Annotated in this window: 20 protein-coding genes and 1 tRNA gene; 13 read left to right on the top strand and 8 right to left on the bottom strand. The window is 62.4% G+C overall.

The genetic code is table 11. The features are described 5' to 3' along the window. Window positions 1-73: 73 nt before the first annotated feature. The 4 genes from RPMA_RS21895 (at window position 74) to RPMA_RS21880 (ending at window position 2,786) form a co-directional block, all read left to right on the top strand. Complete coding sequence (locus tag RPMA_RS21895) at window positions 74-745, top strand: 3'-5' exonuclease (protein ID WP_211909759.1); 672 nt, start codon at window positions 74-76, stop codon at window positions 743-745. After that, the gene (locus RPMA_RS28600) at window positions 687-965 is read left to right on the top strand and encodes a nucleotidyltransferase domain-containing protein (protein WP_408056457.1); all 279 of its coding nucleotides are present in this window, start codon (window positions 687-689) and stop codon (window positions 963-965) included. The genes RPMA_RS21895 and RPMA_RS28600 overlap by 59 nt, the downstream gene beginning before the upstream one ends. Continuing rightward, on the top strand, window positions 910-1,713 hold the full coding sequence (locus RPMA_RS21885) for a hypothetical protein (RefSeq protein WP_211909757.1): 804 nt from the start codon (window positions 910-912) through the stop codon (window positions 1,711-1,713). Before RPMA_RS28600 ends, RPMA_RS21885 begins: the two co-directional genes overlap by 56 nt. 107 nt (window positions 1,714-1,820) lie before the next feature. Then, the gene (locus tag RPMA_RS21880; protein WP_211909756.1) at window positions 1,821-2,786 is read left to right on the top strand and encodes a VOC family protein; all 966 of its coding nucleotides are present in this window, start codon (window positions 1,821-1,823) and stop codon (window positions 2,784-2,786) included. Window positions 2,787-2,812: 26 nt separating this feature from the next. Here the strand turns inward: RPMA_RS21880 and RPMA_RS21875 are convergent, their stop codons facing one another. The 6 genes from RPMA_RS21875 to RPMA_RS21850 all read right to left on the bottom strand — a co-directional run bounded on the left by RPMA_RS21875 (window position 2,813) and on the right by RPMA_RS21850 (window position 5,884). Further along, complete coding sequence (locus RPMA_RS21875; protein WP_211909755.1) at window positions 2,813-3,016, bottom strand: hypothetical protein; 204 nt, start codon at window positions 3,014-3,016, stop codon at window positions 2,813-2,815. Window positions 3,017-3,224: 208 nt separating this feature from the next. Next, on the bottom strand, window positions 3,225-3,446 hold the full coding sequence (locus RPMA_RS21870; protein ID WP_211909754.1) for a hypothetical protein: 222 nt from the start codon (window positions 3,444-3,446) through the stop codon (window positions 3,225-3,227). Window positions 3,447-3,798: 352 nt separating this feature from the next. Next, window positions 3,799-4,227 (bottom strand): lipid-binding SYLF domain-containing protein, encoded by a 429-nt coding sequence (locus RPMA_RS21865; protein ID WP_211909753.1) that lies wholly within the window; start codon window positions 4,225-4,227, stop codon window positions 3,799-3,801. A 95-nt stretch (window positions 4,228-4,322) separates the two neighbouring features. Then, complete coding sequence (locus RPMA_RS21860; protein WP_211909752.1) at window positions 4,323-4,796, bottom strand: hypothetical protein; 474 nt, start codon at window positions 4,794-4,796, stop codon at window positions 4,323-4,325. A 200-nt stretch (window positions 4,797-4,996) separates the two neighbouring features. Next, complete coding sequence (locus tag RPMA_RS21855; RefSeq protein ID WP_211909751.1) at window positions 4,997-5,401, bottom strand: DUF1398 family protein; 405 nt, start codon at window positions 5,399-5,401, stop codon at window positions 4,997-4,999. Window positions 5,402-5,431: 30 nt separating this feature from the next. Beyond that, window positions 5,432-5,884: a MarR family winged helix-turn-helix transcriptional regulator gene (locus RPMA_RS21850; protein WP_211909750.1), complete on the bottom strand. Its 453-nt coding sequence runs from the start codon at window positions 5,882-5,884 to the stop codon at window positions 5,432-5,434. 663 nt (window positions 5,885-6,547) lie between these two features. Between RPMA_RS21850 and RPMA_RS21845 the strand changes: the two genes are divergently transcribed. Together RPMA_RS21845 and RPMA_RS21840 are read left to right on the top strand one after the other, a co-directional pair. Next, window positions 6,548-6,871, top strand: coding sequence for a hypothetical protein (locus RPMA_RS21845; RefSeq protein WP_211909749.1), 324 nt, complete (start codon window positions 6,548-6,550; stop codon window positions 6,869-6,871). Window positions 6,872-7,033: 162 nt separating this feature from the next. Then, window positions 7,034-7,534, top strand: a complete 501-nt coding sequence (locus RPMA_RS21840) for a hypothetical protein (RefSeq protein ID WP_211909748.1) — start codon at window positions 7,034-7,036, stop codon at window positions 7,532-7,534. 322 nt (window positions 7,535-7,856) lie between these two features. Here the strand turns inward: RPMA_RS21840 and rpoH are convergent, their stop codons facing one another. Continuing rightward, entirely contained in the window at window positions 7,857-8,756 is a 900-nt protein-coding gene (rpoH, locus tag RPMA_RS21835) for an RNA polymerase sigma factor RpoH (RefSeq protein WP_211909747.1), read from the bottom strand. A 213-nt stretch (window positions 8,757-8,969) separates the two neighbouring features. Further along, window positions 8,970-9,980 (bottom strand): RluA family pseudouridine synthase, encoded by a 1,011-nt coding sequence (locus RPMA_RS21830; protein WP_211909746.1) that lies wholly within the window; start codon window positions 9,978-9,980, stop codon window positions 8,970-8,972. A 31-nt stretch (window positions 9,981-10,011) separates the two neighbouring features. Here RPMA_RS21830 and RPMA_RS21825 point away from each other — a divergent pair, with 31 nt between their 5' ends. From RPMA_RS21825 to paaD, 7 genes are all read left to right on the top strand, one after another. Next, window positions 10,012-10,350 (top strand): hypothetical protein, encoded by a 339-nt coding sequence (locus tag RPMA_RS21825; protein WP_211909745.1) that lies wholly within the window; start codon window positions 10,012-10,014, stop codon window positions 10,348-10,350. 150 nt (window positions 10,351-10,500) lie between these two features. Further along, window positions 10,501-10,575: transfer RNA gene (locus tag RPMA_RS21820), tRNA-Glu, on the top strand. 171 nt (window positions 10,576-10,746) lie between these two features. After that, entirely contained in the window at window positions 10,747-11,619 is an 873-nt protein-coding gene (gene paaX / locus RPMA_RS21815; protein ID WP_211909744.1) for a phenylacetic acid degradation operon negative regulatory protein PaaX, read from the top strand. 80 nt (window positions 11,620-11,699) lie between these two features. Next, window positions 11,700-12,692, top strand: a complete 993-nt coding sequence (paaA, locus tag RPMA_RS21810) for a 1,2-phenylacetyl-CoA epoxidase subunit PaaA (protein WP_211909743.1) — start codon at window positions 11,700-11,702, stop codon at window positions 12,690-12,692. Window positions 12,693-12,702: 10 nt separating this feature from the next. Next, the gene (gene paaB / locus RPMA_RS21805; RefSeq protein WP_211909742.1) at window positions 12,703-12,990 is read left to right on the top strand and encodes a 1,2-phenylacetyl-CoA epoxidase subunit PaaB; all 288 of its coding nucleotides are present in this window, start codon (window positions 12,703-12,705) and stop codon (window positions 12,988-12,990) included. Between the two features lie 27 nt (window positions 12,991-13,017). Beyond that, window positions 13,018-13,794: a 1,2-phenylacetyl-CoA epoxidase subunit PaaC gene (paaC, locus tag RPMA_RS21800; RefSeq protein WP_211909741.1), complete on the top strand. Its 777-nt coding sequence runs from the start codon at window positions 13,018-13,020 to the stop codon at window positions 13,792-13,794. Further along, window positions 13,788-14,291 (top strand): 1,2-phenylacetyl-CoA epoxidase subunit PaaD, encoded by a 504-nt coding sequence (gene paaD / locus RPMA_RS21795; RefSeq protein WP_211909740.1) that lies wholly within the window; start codon window positions 13,788-13,790, stop codon window positions 14,289-14,291. The genes paaC and paaD overlap by 7 nt, the downstream gene beginning before the upstream one ends. Window positions 14,292-14,301 lie beyond the last annotated feature (10 nt).

Genomic DNA, 14,301 nt, shown 5'->3' with positions numbered 1-14,301 from the left:
CACGCTTAAACGTGTCGAATGCCCCGGCCTTTTCAGCTATAAAGTCCGGCGATCCGTTGAGAGATGTTGGCCAATGCTAAAGCCCAAAGCTGTTCCCGACGATATTCAGGGACGAGATGCTGATAGCTTGGAACAGCGGACTGACGCCTATTTTTCCGCCGATGTCGAAACGGACGGACCCATACCTGGCCCGTTTTCGATGCTCTCCTTCGCGATCGTCTATGCGGGATCGTTTGACGGTAAGGAATTCAAGAGGCCACAGGATTACAAGCGGGTCTTCTATCGCGAACTGAGGCCGATTTCGGATCAGTTTCAGGACGAGGCACTCAGGATCAACGGGCTGGATCGAGCCCGATTGTGCGCCGAGGGACCGCTGCCTCAGAATGTCATGACAGAAGCCAGTCGCTGGGTGATGGAGGTCGCGGGCTCTGCGAAGCCGGTTCTGGTCGCATATCCGCTCAGTTTCGACTGGACCTGGCTCTATTGGTATTTCGTCCAGTATTCAAAGCTCGGTTCGCCGTTCGATTATTCGCGGTGTTTCGACATCAAGACGGCGCTTGCGGTTAAGGCGTCCATTCCCATCTCCGCGGCTGGACGGTCGCGGCTGGCAGCACCGCTCCGATCCGAGCGGGCACATACCCATCATGCCGTGGATGACGCGATAGAGCAGGCTGAAATCTTCGCGAATGTTTTCGAGTGGGGGGGCGTCAATGGGGGAAATTACGGACCGCCGGGCAAAGACTGATGCTCGGATAAAAGACATTCAAGGAAGGCTTGGCGCCACCGAAAAGGTCGCGCTCGGCAAAGCTTGTGTCTACGCGACCGGTTCATTCGGCCGTCGCGAGGCAGGTGCGCATAGCGACCTCGATCTATTTATCGTCAGCGAAACGACCAGGGATTCCGAAAGCGGTGATAGTGAAAGCCGTTTTATTGACGCGGCTGGATACGATCTGCATCAAGGCTGACTTGATCCGCGTCACGCGCGAGCTTGAGATTGAAGAATTCTCCGGGGACGGCCGATATCTTGCCGACTATTCCGTTCAAGATTTTACCAAGACGCTCGGTACGCCCGAGGACGATGTCACGAACACTTTTACCGCCAGGCTGCTTTTGTTGCTGGAAAGCCGGCCTCTGGTCGGAGAGGTCGTCTATCGCGATGTGATCGAAGATGTCGTCGATGCCTATTGGCGCGATTACGAAGATCACAAGGCGTCGTTTATCCCGGCCTTTCTCGCAAACGATATCCTGCGTCTATGGCGCACCTTCTGCATCAACTACGAAGCAAGAACAGCGCGCGTCCCGGCCGATAAAAAAGCCAAAGGGAAAGTGAAAAATTACAAGCTGAAGCATAGCCGAATGCTCACCTGCTATTCGGCCATTCTTGTCCTGTTGGCGATATTTGGCCGTGAGAAGACTGTTAGTCCGGCCGATGCCGTAAATATGGTACTGATGACGCCGACCGAACGCCTCGAATGGTTGCTGCAGCAGAGTGAACTTGCTGATGCCCATGTCACGATCCGGCAATTGCTCGCGCAATATGAGGTCTTTCTGAAGGCCAGCAATATCGGCGAAGCCGAATTGGTGAGGCAGTTTCAAGACAAGAATGTCAGCCATCGCTATCTCGATGAAGCGTATCAATTCGGTGATCTGATGTTTGACGCCCTGAACCAGATCGGTGGCCGGAATCGCTTTCACCGCCTTCTGGTCGTCTAGCCGTTCCTGGCAAGGTTCTGATCTCAAAGCTGCCCACGCCAACGTGACTTGACCCAGTTCCTGCGCATTCCTATCGACGATCATTCGTCCATGCAGGAACATTCGCGATGACCACGCGCCGTGCCGTGCTGAAACTCGCTGCCTTCGCCGCCAGCAATGCCGCGCTGCTGGGCGCGGTGCGTGCTGAGGGCGGTGGGGCCGGTGCGGTCGCAGCACCACTGCCTTTTGCGCAACAGACGCCGATGCGGATCGGCACGGCCGCGCTGCGGGTGCGCGATCTCGGCATCGTGCGCCGCTTCTATACGGATCTCCTGAAGCTCACGACCATCAGCGAAGGCCCCGGCGAGGTCGTGCTCGGTGTCGATGGCGTGGCGCTGCTGCATCTCATTCACCGGCCCACGGCGCCGCTCGCTGGCGCGCGCGGGGCGGGACTGTATCACACAGCTTTCCTGATGCCGAGCCGTGCCGACTTCGCGCGCTGGCTCGTCCATGCCGCACTGACGCGGACGCAGTTCACCGGCTTCGCCGATCATCATGTGAGCGAAGCCTCCTATCTCGACGATCCCGAAGGCAACGGCATCGAGGTCTATTCGGATCGCCCGACCGCGTCCTGGCTATGGGTTGGCGACAGCGTCAGCATGGGCAGCGACCGGCTCGACATCGACGACATCGTGAAGCTCACGGACACCACGCGCGATCAGTATGACGCTGCACCCAAGGCGCTGCGCATCGGTCACATGCATCTGCGCGTCGGCGATGTCATGCGCGCTCGCGCCTTCTATGAAGGGGTGATCGGGATGGAGCGGACGCGCGAACGCGGCGGCGCGGCTTTCCTGTCGTCAGGGCGCTATCACCATCATCTCGGCATCAATGTCTGGCAGAGCGAAGGGGCCGGGGCGCGCGATGTCGATGAAACCGGGCTCGCCTGGTTCTCGCTGGCGGTGGCCGATGACGCGGTGCTTGCGGATCGCCGGCAGCGTCTCGCAAAAGCAGGCATCGTGCACGACGCAATGGCGACAGGCTTTGCCGTCGCCGATCCGTGGGGCACGCAGGTGCGTGTGCTGAAAGCGTAAGAGATTGAGGCCGGCGCCCGGCCGACTCAGGCGTACCGGCCTTCGAAATAGCGTGGCGCATCCCGCCAGTGTTTGGCCGCGGCATGCACGGCCTTGGCCCGGTAGTCCATTTCGAGATCCGCCAGCATGCTGCGCATCTCAAGGTCGTTTTCCTGCTCGGCCAGTCGGCTGCAATCTTCCGCGCGGTCTCGAAGATAATTCTCTGACATGATCATCGTCGCCTCCGTCATGTCCCCAAGCACCAATATCTCCCCATGCGCACAAAAGACCCCAAACATGCGTGAGGTCAAAAAGTCGCGGGTCAATTTGGCGAAGACATGGCAGGCGTTGTGCAATGCGACGGCAGCAACAACTTTCTGCGTTGCAAGATGATGCCGGAGAGCAATTCTTTACCGCAAAACGTCGTTCTGCAGCGCGTTGATGCCAAAGCGCCTGAAACTACGGCGCGCCGTCTGCACCCGCACGCACGGCATGCGTCACGAGCGCACCGGTGTCGGTGATTCCGTCGGCGGCGTGGCGGACGATGATCTGCGCCATCATCGCCTTGGTGGCCGGCGTGCGGTGCTGGACGGCGATTTTCTCCACGGCGATATCCAGCACCTGGCGCAACACGGCAACGCGCTGCGCGTCGAACGTCTGTGTCTGGATGGTGGTCGTCATGATGCACTCCATCGTCTTAGCGTGCGGTCGGTGTAGTGACGCTTTAGGGCGTCTCTGAGTCAGCGTGATGAAAGGTGGATGACACGATCTGACATTCTCTTGATAAGCGTTGTCTTGATCAGCATCCCCGGTTTATCCGCTTCGTGTGCCGCGCGCCTCTGGAATGCCTCGAAAGCTGGCTTTTGATTCAATCGATCTGCGTGCAGCGCACGTTTGCTACACAGGCAATCGCGCAATAAACGCCGCATCGCTTGGGGGAGCGATGCAGCGTGTCGTGGATAAGTCGCTGCAGGCGTCCGCCAGGTTCAGGCCAGCTTCGAGAGGTTCGAAACTGGCCCGGCCAAGACGTGCTTTAACGCAGTGAAATCGCGAGACCGGAGAGATCCGCATTCACCATCAGGCCGGTCTGCCGTCCGGTCAGTTCGAGGATCGCGCCTTTCTCATTGGTGAGGACGATCGCGCCGACGCCGCGGCCGATGGCAGCGCCTGCGCCGCCTGCGCCATAAACGCCCGCCACATCCGAGGGGCGGTTGATATTGCGGACGCGGCCGGACATCTTCGATTCGGCGGCACCGAAGACGAGGCCGGCGCTCACACCGCCGATGGACAGCGGATATTGCCGGCCGCGGAAGGTCAGCACGCCCGAGCCGCCGGAGGCGCCGATGAACCAGCCGCCCTTCAGCACATTGAAGCGGATGGTGCCGGTGTCAGCATGGGCGATGGTCACGGTGGCGGCCAGCGCGGCGAAAGCGATCAACGCAGTGCGAAGACGGGAGATCATGGGTTTTCCTCGGGGTGATTCGTGAGATGCCCATTCTAGGCGGATCGACCGAAGGTGGAACTGGATCGATTCGATGTTTGCGCGATGCGGCGCGGTCAGGTCGGATCGCGCCGCTCCGCGATCCACCAATAGAGGAGGGCGACGAGCATGCCGGCGCCGAGCACGGATGCGATGAGCAGCCAGTCGATATCGGTGTCGATCCGCGTCGATGATCCGTGAAAGAAAATGAACGTTCCGGTCACGGCGGCGAAACCGCCGGCGACGGTGCAGAAAGCCGGCGATGCCAGCCCCATCCAGCGCATCAGGACAATGCCGGGAAGAACGATGCAGGCCGTGATGCGCAGCGCAGTGGTGAAGCCCGTCACCAGAAACAGCAGCGCCACCATCAGCACACCGCCGGCTGCGTCAGCCACATGCCCGGTGTTCATGAGCGCAACGATATCCGCGCATGTATAGATGATACCCGTCAGCGGCGGCGCAGCGATCGTCGCCACGATCAGCCCGAGCCCGGTGCGCCAGGCATCGATGATGCGATCGGACAGACGCGCAACGGAAGTTTGCGAGGACATGGTCATGCCGATTAGGTCGGCGAAGTCAGGCAGACGTTCAAAGGGAGATGGAAATGCGCTCCGCCATAGGGCGGATTAGGCAACGTGTCCGTCCTAGCTCGAAGAGCGACGGCGGAAGCCGTAATCCGCCGCGGAGTTTCAACTATACAATCGGCGGGCGGATTGAGCCACGCTAATGCGCCCTACGGCTCGGCTACGATCTATCTGTTGGGAAACATTTCCGTATGCGTCTCGCCCGTGCGTCCGTAATACATGGCGCGGTGGCCGGAGAAAGAGACCATGTAACCAGCGCATCCGGCAGCGCGGACCTTGTCGCAGAAACCTTTGTAAGTGTAGCCGGGCACAAGAGCCTGAGCTTCCTTGATGGCTGCGTTCACGCTTTCCGCATCGAAGGTCGCCGTGATGTTCGTGTTGCTGCTATCCGCCGGGATGGTGATGCTTGTCCCATCGGGCAGGTAGTATGTCGCTTCCGATTTGCGGAAGTCGATGCTGTAGCTCTCGAAGCCGGCAGCGGCCAGCGTCTGCACGACGACGGGAAAAGGCATCGTGTTGTTTTCCGAACCGTGCAGGCAGCGCGCGGCGATATCCGTCAATTCCTGGGTCATAGCGATTTCCTTGATGGGGACACGGTCGATTCAGTCGATCGGCACGATGGCGAGGCCGCGTTTATCGATGATCTTTTTGAGGATGCGCTCCAGGTTGGTTCGCTCGGCCGCAGACAGATCGGCAAAGAACGCCGCGTCATTCCTGTCCGCCAGCGCCGCAAGGACCGGCACCAGACGGCGCCCCGCCGCGGTGAGCGCCAGCTTCTGCGCGCGCCCGTCGTCGGGATTGGCGGTCCGAACGATCAGATCGCGGGCAATTAGCCGGTCGGCGGATTTGGTGATCGCACCGCGCGTCATGCCGATGCGCTCGGCCAGCAGGCTCGGTGCCATCGTCTCGGTACCATAAAGCAGCCGCATAAGCACCCATTCGGCGACACTGACATCTTTCTGCGCGAGCTCCGCTGCAAAGGCGCTCGATACATGGTTCGACACGAAGCGCAGCCAATAGCCGAGATGGGCGTCGAGATCCGAGGGCGCGGGCATGTAAAACTCAATAGTTGACGTGGAAACTATAAGCAGATGTAGTTTCCACGTCAACTAAATCCTGAGTGTGGCGGGTGTCGTCATGGTTCCGTCTCCTGACCGGTCGGCCCGCTTCGCCTCATCCGGGCTCACGGCACAACGTTCCTGAAAATAATCCTTGACAAATATTCCTGTATAGGCAAATTTCCCATCCATCCCCTCTCTCGGTGAGGGGCGTTATCGGGACGCCGATGGCGCGGTGGGGATGTGGCGCCTGCGGGCATGAGGGAGACGTTCCCTTGCGCACTCGGGAGGCTTCGGGCCACCGTCCGACCCCACTATGGGGGTCTGCCGTTGATGCGGCTGGACGCGGCACTGGCGAACGGGGAGAAATCCTCGGGATAAGCGACCCGCAGGGGGAGCGCCTTTGCCCGGAAGAACGGTCCTGGGGACACAAATCGCCACGGTGGAGCGTCGAAAGGCGTTCCGCGGCCTGACTGCTTCGGCGATCCGGAGCAAGAGGTCGCGGCACTGATTGACGATGCGCCTTTCGGCGCTCCGCCTCCCTCAATTGCGGGAGGCAAACCGGGGACCGCCACCCACGCGCATCGGCGCGGGCGCTGCAGGCGCGTGGCTGTCATCCATCACTTTCATCACCATCGCAGCAGGAGAGCGCACATGCAGATGTCTCACGCCGATGCCGAATTCCTGAAGCGCTGCGCCCGGGTGCTGGACGAACGCATCGCCTTTGACGACGCCAACAGGCTGCGCACGGATTGCTGGCACGCGGCAATCAGGATCGCGTCCGACATCGTCCGCGCCTATCGTGCCTGTCCCGCCGCGCGTTGCCGGCGGCAGCGGCGGTGTGCGGGCCCGACATTTCGTTGCCAGGGAGGCGCGCGGGAACGCGGCCCGGACTGTGATATCCGCGGTCTGGTCAATGGCCTTTACAAGCAGATCCTGCAGCGGCACGTCGATGAAGCGCCGCGCAATGGCGGCATGAATTGACCATGTCAGCACGCGACACAGCAGCAAACCGACAGGAGCGTCGGCTTTTCCGCCGAGGCAATTTGTTAACCGGCTTCGCGCGCGGTGCCGTGACACCGCGCGGGCGCGTCGCTACAACATGGCGAGAAGACGCGCGGTCCTCCGCGCTCACAGCAGGGATCAATGACGATGCGCGCGCTTGCGATGCCGGGTTTGAAGACTGTGCTGGTTTGTCCGCGCAGCGTCGCTTTCGCAGTTATTGCAGCACTCGCGCTGCTCGATGTCTCGCTGCTGGTCGCGCGCGAGGCGCCCAGCGTGCCGTCGCTGCAGAAGCTCGGCTTCGACATGGAGTCCGCCGGCTTCAAGGCGCGCTTCGCCAACGATGCCGGCGGCAAGATGGCCCTGAGCAAGCTGCCGGCCTATCGCTTCGTCGTGCACAACACGCCGAAGGGGCCGCGCTATCTGTTCGCCGATCCCGCGAAATGCAGCTGCACTTTCGTCGGCACGCGCGACAACTATCAGAACTATCAGGACATCGTGCGCAACGGTCTGCCGCAGGCGGATTATGTGGCGCCGGACTACAAGACGCAGGCGAGTGCACTGTTGGCCGACGATCCCATCCAGTCGGACAGCGTGTATTGGGAGCCCGACAGCATCTCGGATGCGTTCAACGATTATTGGTAGCAGTAGCGGTGCTGTTCTTAACCTCTCCCCGCACTTTGCGGGGAGAGGTCGCCGCGTCTTCGCGGCGGGTGAGGGGCATGGCACGCGATCTGCCGCTGGATGCGGACTATCGGATCGACGAAGTTTCCGTCGCTTCGAGAGTCAGTCGCCCAGTCGTTCTCTCCTGCCATGCCCTCACCCGGCGCTTCGCGCCGACCTCTCCCCGCGCAAGATGCGGGGAGAGGTTATCTCGCGTCGCTGCGGCTCCGCGCTTCAACTTCACCAACAAAAAAGCCGGCGTTTCCGCCGGCTTTCGTGTTCCTGCTGTCTGCTGCCGCACTTGTCAGTGCGCAGCTTCCAGTGCAGCGGCTTCCGCCTTGGCGATCGTGCCTTTAACCGCGGTCTGCACCTTTTCAAAGGCACGGACTTCGATCTGGCGGACGCGCTCGCGCGACACGCCGAACTCGCTGGCGAGGTCTTCCAGCGTCATCGGTTCATCGGCGAGGCGACGTGCCTCGAAGATGCGCCGTTCGCGCGGGTTGAGCACACCGATCGCGCCGGTCAGCGCCTGGCGGCGATGATCGAACTCCTCGTGCTCCGCCAGAATGGCTTCCTGGTTGGGCGAGTTATCGACCAGCCAGTCCTGCCATTCGCCGGCTTCGCCGTCGTCACGGATCGGAGCGTTGAGCGACGCATCGCCACCGAGGCGGCGGTTCATGTCGATCACGTCCTGCTCCGTCACACCGAGGCGCGACGCGATGAGTTGAACCTGGTCGGGGCGGAGATCGCCTTCGTCCAGGGCCGAAATCTTGCTCTTCGCCTTACGCAGGTTGAAGAACAGCTTCTTCTGGTTCGCGGTCGTGCCCATTTTCACGAGCGACCACGAGCGCAGGATGTACTCTTGAATCGACGCCTTGATCCACCACATGGCGTAGGTGGCCAAGCGGAAGCCCTTTTCGGGCTCGAAGCGTTTCACCGCCTGCATCAGGCCGACATTGCCTTCGGAGACAACCTCGGAAATCGGCAGGCCGTAGCCGCGATAGCCCATGGCGATCTTGGCAACGAGCCGGAGATGGCTGGTCACAAGGTGATGTGCCGCGTCGCGATCGTCATGCTCACGCCAACGCTTGGCGTACATGTATTCCTGCTGGGGTTCCAGCATCGGGAACTTGCGGATCTCGGCGAGGTAACGAGACAGTCCGGATTCTCCGTTGAGAACCGGCAGTGTAGCTGTGCGGGCCATGTGCTTGCCCTCCAGGTGTTCAGGCCCCCGATAGCGGCGGGCCAGGCAGCAGACTCTTTGTTAAAGCCGTCTTGGCTGCGATGTTCCGCGTCTCACTTGACGCAGGTGCAACATACACCCTTTACCGAGCGGTATGGAAGTGAATTTTCTGTCACGTTGCCGTGTTGGCAGAATAAGAATTTGAAAAAACTGATATTTTTGTATGCATCTGCGTCATTCTGTCAGAGCGAGATGGTCGCGCAGCACCGCCAGATCGGTCGGAAGGTCGGCGGTCCATTCGAGAATCTCGCCCGTGCGGGGATGTTCGAGGGCGAGCAGATAGGCGTGCAGCGCCTGCCGATCGAGCGCTTCCAGCGCGGCCTTGCTGAGCGGGCCGAGCGACGTCGCCTTGGTCTTGAAGTGCGGGCCATAGACGCCGTCGCCCATCAGCGGATGCTGGATATGAGCGAGGTGCACGCGGATCTGGTGCGTGCGTCCGGTCTCGAGCTGGCATTCGAGCAGCGTCGCCACAGGGCGTCCCATGCGGTCGGAAAATTCTTCCAGCACGGTCCAATGCGTCACCGCCTCGCGGCCGTTCTCGCGCACGGCCATCTTTTCGCGGGCATGCGGATGACGGTCGATGGCGGCTTCGATGGTGCCGCGCGGGCGGTTCGGCACGCCCCAGGCAAAGGCCTTGTAGCCGCGCCGCATCTCGTTGGTGCGGCCGTGATCGGCGAATTGCGCCGTCAGCGACTGATGCGCGGCGTCGTTCTTGGCGACCACCATGAGCCCGGTGGTGTCCTTGTCCAGCCGATGCACGATGCCCGGCCGGCGCACGCCGCCGATGCCGGACAGCGACGCGCCGCAATGGGCGATCAGCGCATTCACCAGCGTGCCGGTCTCGTGGCCGGCGGCGGGATGCACCACCAGGCCCTTGGGCTTGTTGATGACGATGATGTCCTCGTCCTCGAACACGATATCGAGGGCGATGTCCTCGCCTTCCGGCTCGGCGGGTGCGGCAGGCGGGACGTCGATTGTGATCGTATCGCCGGCATTGACGTGATAAGCGGGGTCGCGCACGGCGGCGGTGTCCTGGCCCGAGCGGGTGAGGGACACCTGCCCGGCAAGGATCAGCGCCTTCAGCCGCGAGCGCGACAGCGCAGGGGTCCGCACCGCCAGCACGCGATCGAGCCGGTTGAAGCCTTCGTCGCCCTGGACGGTGACGTCTACGCGCTGATCGTTCATTCCGAAAACCTTACTCTATGTCGAGACGTCAATGACCCAGCCTGCTGACGCGCTGCCCGAACCCACTGCCGACCAGGCTGCGATGATCGCCCGCGTTCGCCGCATGATGCTGATTGCCGGCCTGACCACGGCGCTCGGCGTCGGCGCCTTGCTGGTCGTGATCGGCTACCGCCTTTTCCGCAGCGAGGGAAGTGCAGTGACGACGGCAGCGACCGCCACGCTGCCCAAGGGCGCGAAAATCGTCGCCACCGGTGCTGCCGGCGACCGCATTATGGTGACCCTGGATATCGGCGGCCGCACCGAGATCCGCACCTTCGACGCCAAGACGCTGAAACCGGCGGGCACGCTGACCTTCGCCAGCGAGCCCTAGAGCATGATCCCGAAAAGTGGATGCCGGTTTTCGGATAAGATCATGCTCTGACAAACCCTAGGCGGCGAGGGGATTATAACCAAATGATGGCGTGAGGGTACGGCAATCGCTTGCAGCCGCCGGCAAACCCGGCTATCCCCTCCGTCACACGCTCCCTTCGTCTAGCGGTTAGGACGCGGCCCTCTCAAGGCTGAAACAGGGGTTCGATTCCCCTAGGGAGCGCCATTTAACCCATTGATGTTGCTGGATGCGTTGGAACATCGATCGGTTGTACCAACGTCTTGCAGCATGCGATAACGACGCGCGCACGACGAGCTCCCTTGATCACATAGCTGTATCAGCGCGGTGCCATCAGGCATTGCCGCTTTCGGTGGCCCGAGCATCCCAACGGTACACATGACCCGCGATCCGCTGTCGCTCATTGTCAGTCAGTTCAAATCTGAAACCTCGCGCACCGGCTCGCTGATCATCACTTTCTATGGCGATGCGATCCTGCCGCGTGGGGGATCAGTGTGGTTGGGGACATTGCTGGCGTTTCTGGAGCTGCTTGCCATTGATGGCGGCGTGGTGCGGACGGCGATGTCGCGGCTGGCGGCGGATGGCTGGCTCGAACGTGAGAAGATCGGGCGCAAGAGCTATTACAAGCTCGCCGCCGATGGCCGCGCGCGTTTCGAGAGCGGCATCAGGCACGTCTATCATCCGCATGCGAGCGACTGGGAAGGTCGTCTCGAACTGCTGCTGATCGGCAATGGCGGCGATCGCGAGGCCGCGCGTGCGGCGCTCGGCGAGGCCGGCTTCGGCAGCCCGATGCCCGGAGTCTGGGTCGCGCCTGCTGGCGCACCGGTGCCGGCGGCGGCGGGCGACGTGATCCGGCTCGACGTCTCCGCGAGCCATGAGATGGGACGCCGGCTGATCGGCGAGGCGTGGCCGCTGGCCGAGATCGGCGGCGCGTATCGCGACTTCATCGAGACGTTCACGCCGCTGCAGGCCTGGCTCAGCAAATCCGGGCAGTTGTCGCCGGCTGATGCGATGCTCGCGCGCGTGCTGCTCATTCATCACTATCGCCGTGTCCTGCTGCGCGACCCATTGCTCCCCGCCGCGCTGCTGCCCGCCGACTGGCCAGCAGCCGAGGCGCGGTTGCTGTGCGGGCGCATCTATCAGGCGCTGCTGCCGCCGTCCGAACAGTGGCTGGATGCCTTTGGCGAAAGCGTCACCGGCAAACTGCCGGCACCGGATACCGGGTTGGCAGAACGGTTCGCCGGCATCTGATCGCCGTTATGTTACAAAAAATCGTTGCTAGCGGTTATGAATGTTATATATAAGGAGGTAACAAATCGGGAGGATCGGGCATGTACACGCAAGCCCTGAATGCGGCGCAGGCCGAGGACCGTCATGTCGATGACGCCGCCAAGCTGGCGCGTTTCGAGGAGCGCGTTGCCGCCGAGGAGCGCATCGAGGCCAATGACTGGATGCCGGAGGCCTATCGTCGGACGCTGACGCGGCAGATCTCCCAGCACGCCCATTCCGAAATCGTCGGCATGCTGCCGGAAGGCAACTGGATCACCCGCGCGCCGACACTGCGCCGCAAGGCCGCGCTGCTGGCCAAGGTGCAGGACGAATGCGGCCACGGCCTCTATCTCTATGCCGCCGCCGAGACGCTCGGCTCTTCGCGCGAGGAACTGGTCGATCAGCTGCTGAGCGGCCGCGCCAAGTATTCCTCCATCTTCAATTATCCGACGCTGACCTGGGCCGATATCGGCGCCATCGGCTGGCTGGTGGATGGCGCGGCCATCATGAACCAGATCCCCCTCTGCCGCTGCTCCTACGGGCCCTATGCGCGCGCGATGATCCGCGTCTGCAAGGAAGAGTCGTTCCATCAGCGCCAGGGCTACGAGATCATGGTCGCGCTGGCGCAGGGCACGCCGGAACAAAAGGCGATGGCGCAGAGCGCGCTCGATCGCTGGTGGTGGCCGTGCCTGATGATGTTCGGTCCGCCCGACAGCGTGAGCCAGCACAGCGACCAGTCCACGCGCTGGAAGATCAAGCGCTTCTCCAATGACGAGCTGCGGCAGAAATTCGTCGATGCCACCGTGCCGCAGGCCCAGTATCTCGGCCTGACCCTGCCGGACCCGGACCTCGCCTGGAACGAAGCGACGGGCCACTGGGACTACGGCGCCATCGACTGGAGCGAATTCCAGCAGGTGCTGGCGGGCAACGGGCCCTGCAACCGCGACCGCATGGCCGCGCGCCGTAAGGCGCATGATGACGGCGCCTGGGTGCGCGAGGCCGCGGAAGCCTATGCCGAGAAGCAGCGCGCCCGCCGCGCCGACATCGCCGCTTGAGGAAGAGATCATGAGCACGCCGAACAGCCAGCTTTGGGAAGTCTTCATCCGCAGCCGCAACGGCCTTGCGCATAAGCATGTGGGATCGGTGCATGCCGCCGACGCCGTACTGGCGATGCAGGCCGCGCGTGATATCTACACCCGCCGCGGTGAGGGCCTGTCGATCTGGATCATTCCGTCGAATGCCATCGTCGCATCGGACCCGGCCGACAAGGACATGATGTTCGAGCCGTCGCTGTCGAAGGCCTATCGGCATCCGACCTTCTACGAGGTGCCGGACGAAGTCGGGCATATGTGAGCGGGATGATCGCCGAGGAAAATTGATATGGCTGTCGCGTCGATTTCCGTCAATGAAAGTCCGCTCGTCCTCTATGCGCTCCGGCGTGCGGACGATGCGCTGATCCTGGGCCATCGCCTGTCCGAATGGTGCGGCCATGCGCCGATGATGGAAGAGGATATGGCGCTTGCCAATATGGGCCTCGACCTGATCGGCCAGGCGCGCGAGCTCTACAGCTATGCGGGCAAGGTCGAAGGCGCGGGCAATGACGAGGATCGCCTCGCTTATCTCCGCGACGTCCGCCAGTATCGCAACCTGCTGCTGGTGGAACAGCCGAACGGCGATTTCGCCCGCACCATCATTCGTCAGTTTTTGTATTCCGCTTTCGCCGATCTCTACTGGCGCGAGATGATGACCTCTCCGGACGCGACGCTGGCGGCCATCGCCGCGAAGTCCGAGAAGGAAAGCGCCTATCACCTCAGGCATTCGTCCGAATGGGTGATCCGCCTCGGTGATGGCACCGCGGAAAGCCATCGCCGTGCGCAGGAGGCGCTCGATGATCTCTGGGCCTTCACCGGAGAGCTGTTCCATGCCGATGACAGCGACCGCAGCCTGATCGCCGACGGCGTGGTGATCGATCCGGAGCGCCTGCGTTCGGCCTGGAGCGCCACGATCAATAACGTGGTGCAGACGGCGACGCTGACTCTGCCGGCGCGCGACTGGATGCAGAAGGGCGGACGCACGGGCCATCACAGCGAACATCTCGGCCATCTGCTGAGCGAGTTGCAGTCGCTGCAGCGCTCGTTCCCCGGCGCGACATGGTAACGGCCGCCACCAGCGACAGTAATTTGCGCAAGGTCGCCTGGGCGGCGGCGGCGCAGGTGGCGGACCCGGAAATCCCGGTGCTGACCATCGAAGATCTCGGCGTGCTTCGCGATATCGCTGTCGTGGACGGGCAGGTCGAGGTGACGATCACGCCGACCTATTCGGGCTGTCCCGCCATGAACATGATCGCGCTGGAGATCGAACTCGCGCTGGCGCGCGAGGGGATTGCGAAGCCGGTGGTCACCACGGTGCTGTCGCCGGCCTGGACCACGGACTGGATGAGCGACGAAGGTCGCCGCAAGCTGAAGGACTACGGCATCGCGCCGCCACAACGCGGTGGTGGACGCCGTGCGTTGTTTGGCGAGCAGCAGGTGGCCTGTCCGCAATGCGGCGCGATCGATACCGAGGTGCTGTCCGAATTCGGCTCGACCTCCTGCAAGGCGCTGTGGCGCTGCAAGAGCTGCCGCGAGCCGTTCGATTACTTCAAATGCCACTAGGGAATCGTGC

The organism is Tardiphaga alba, assembly GCF_018279705.1.
In the GTDB taxonomy this organism is placed as follows: domain Bacteria; phylum Pseudomonadota; class Alphaproteobacteria; order Rhizobiales; family Xanthobacteraceae; genus Tardiphaga; species Tardiphaga alba.
Note: the sequence above shows the minus strand (reverse complement) of the source record. Positions and strands in the feature narration are given on the sequence as shown.

Excerpts from the sequence above, each read along its gene's own strand:
- RPMA_RS21895 (WP_211909759.1), top strand. The coding sequence starts at position 74 with ATGCTAAAGCCCAAAGCTGTTCCCGACGATATTCAGGGACGAGATGCT.
- RPMA_RS28600 (WP_408056457.1), top strand. The coding sequence starts at position 687 with ATGTTTTCGAGTGGGGGGGCGTCAATGGGGGAAATTACGGACCGCCGG.
- RPMA_RS21880 (WP_211909756.1), top strand. The coding sequence starts at position 1,821 with ATGACCACGCGCCGTGCCGTGCTGAAACTCGCTGCCTTCGCCGCCAGC.
- RPMA_RS21875 (WP_211909755.1), bottom strand. The coding sequence starts at position 3,016 with ATGACGGAGGCGACGATGATCATGTCAGAGAATTATCTTCGAGACCGC.
- RPMA_RS21870 (WP_211909754.1), bottom strand. The coding sequence starts at position 3,446 with ATGACGACCACCATCCAGACACAGACGTTCGACGCGCAGCGCGTTGCC.
- RPMA_RS21865 (WP_211909753.1), bottom strand. The coding sequence starts at position 4,227 with ATGATCTCCCGTCTTCGCACTGCGTTGATCGCTTTCGCCGCGCTGGCC.
- RPMA_RS21860 (WP_211909752.1), bottom strand. The coding sequence starts at position 4,796 with ATGTCCTCGCAAACTTCCGTTGCGCGTCTGTCCGATCGCATCATCGAT.
- RPMA_RS21855 (WP_211909751.1), bottom strand. The coding sequence starts at position 5,401 with ATGACCCAGGAATTGACGGATATCGCCGCGCGCTGCCTGCACGGTTCG.
- RPMA_RS21850 (WP_211909750.1), bottom strand. The coding sequence starts at position 5,884 with ATGCCCGCGCCCTCGGATCTCGACGCCCATCTCGGCTATTGGCTGCGC.
- RPMA_RS21845 (WP_211909749.1), top strand. The coding sequence starts at position 6,548 with ATGTCTCACGCCGATGCCGAATTCCTGAAGCGCTGCGCCCGGGTGCTG.
- RPMA_RS21840 (WP_211909748.1), top strand. The coding sequence starts at position 7,034 with ATGACGATGCGCGCGCTTGCGATGCCGGGTTTGAAGACTGTGCTGGTT.
- rpoH (WP_211909747.1), bottom strand. The coding sequence starts at position 8,756 with ATGGCCCGCACAGCTACACTGCCGGTTCTCAACGGAGAATCCGGACTG.
- RPMA_RS21830 (WP_211909746.1), bottom strand. The coding sequence starts at position 9,980 with ATGAACGATCAGCGCGTAGACGTCACCGTCCAGGGCGACGAAGGCTTC.
- RPMA_RS21825 (WP_211909745.1), top strand. The coding sequence starts at position 10,012 with ATGACCCAGCCTGCTGACGCGCTGCCCGAACCCACTGCCGACCAGGCT.
- paaX (WP_211909744.1), top strand. The coding sequence starts at position 10,747 with ATGACCCGCGATCCGCTGTCGCTCATTGTCAGTCAGTTCAAATCTGAA.
- paaA (WP_211909743.1), top strand. The coding sequence starts at position 11,700 with ATGTACACGCAAGCCCTGAATGCGGCGCAGGCCGAGGACCGTCATGTC.
- paaB (WP_211909742.1), top strand. The coding sequence starts at position 12,703 with ATGAGCACGCCGAACAGCCAGCTTTGGGAAGTCTTCATCCGCAGCCGC.
- paaC (WP_211909741.1), top strand. The coding sequence starts at position 13,018 with ATGGCTGTCGCGTCGATTTCCGTCAATGAAAGTCCGCTCGTCCTCTAT.
- paaD (WP_211909740.1), top strand. The coding sequence starts at position 13,788 with ATGGTAACGGCCGCCACCAGCGACAGTAATTTGCGCAAGGTCGCCTGG.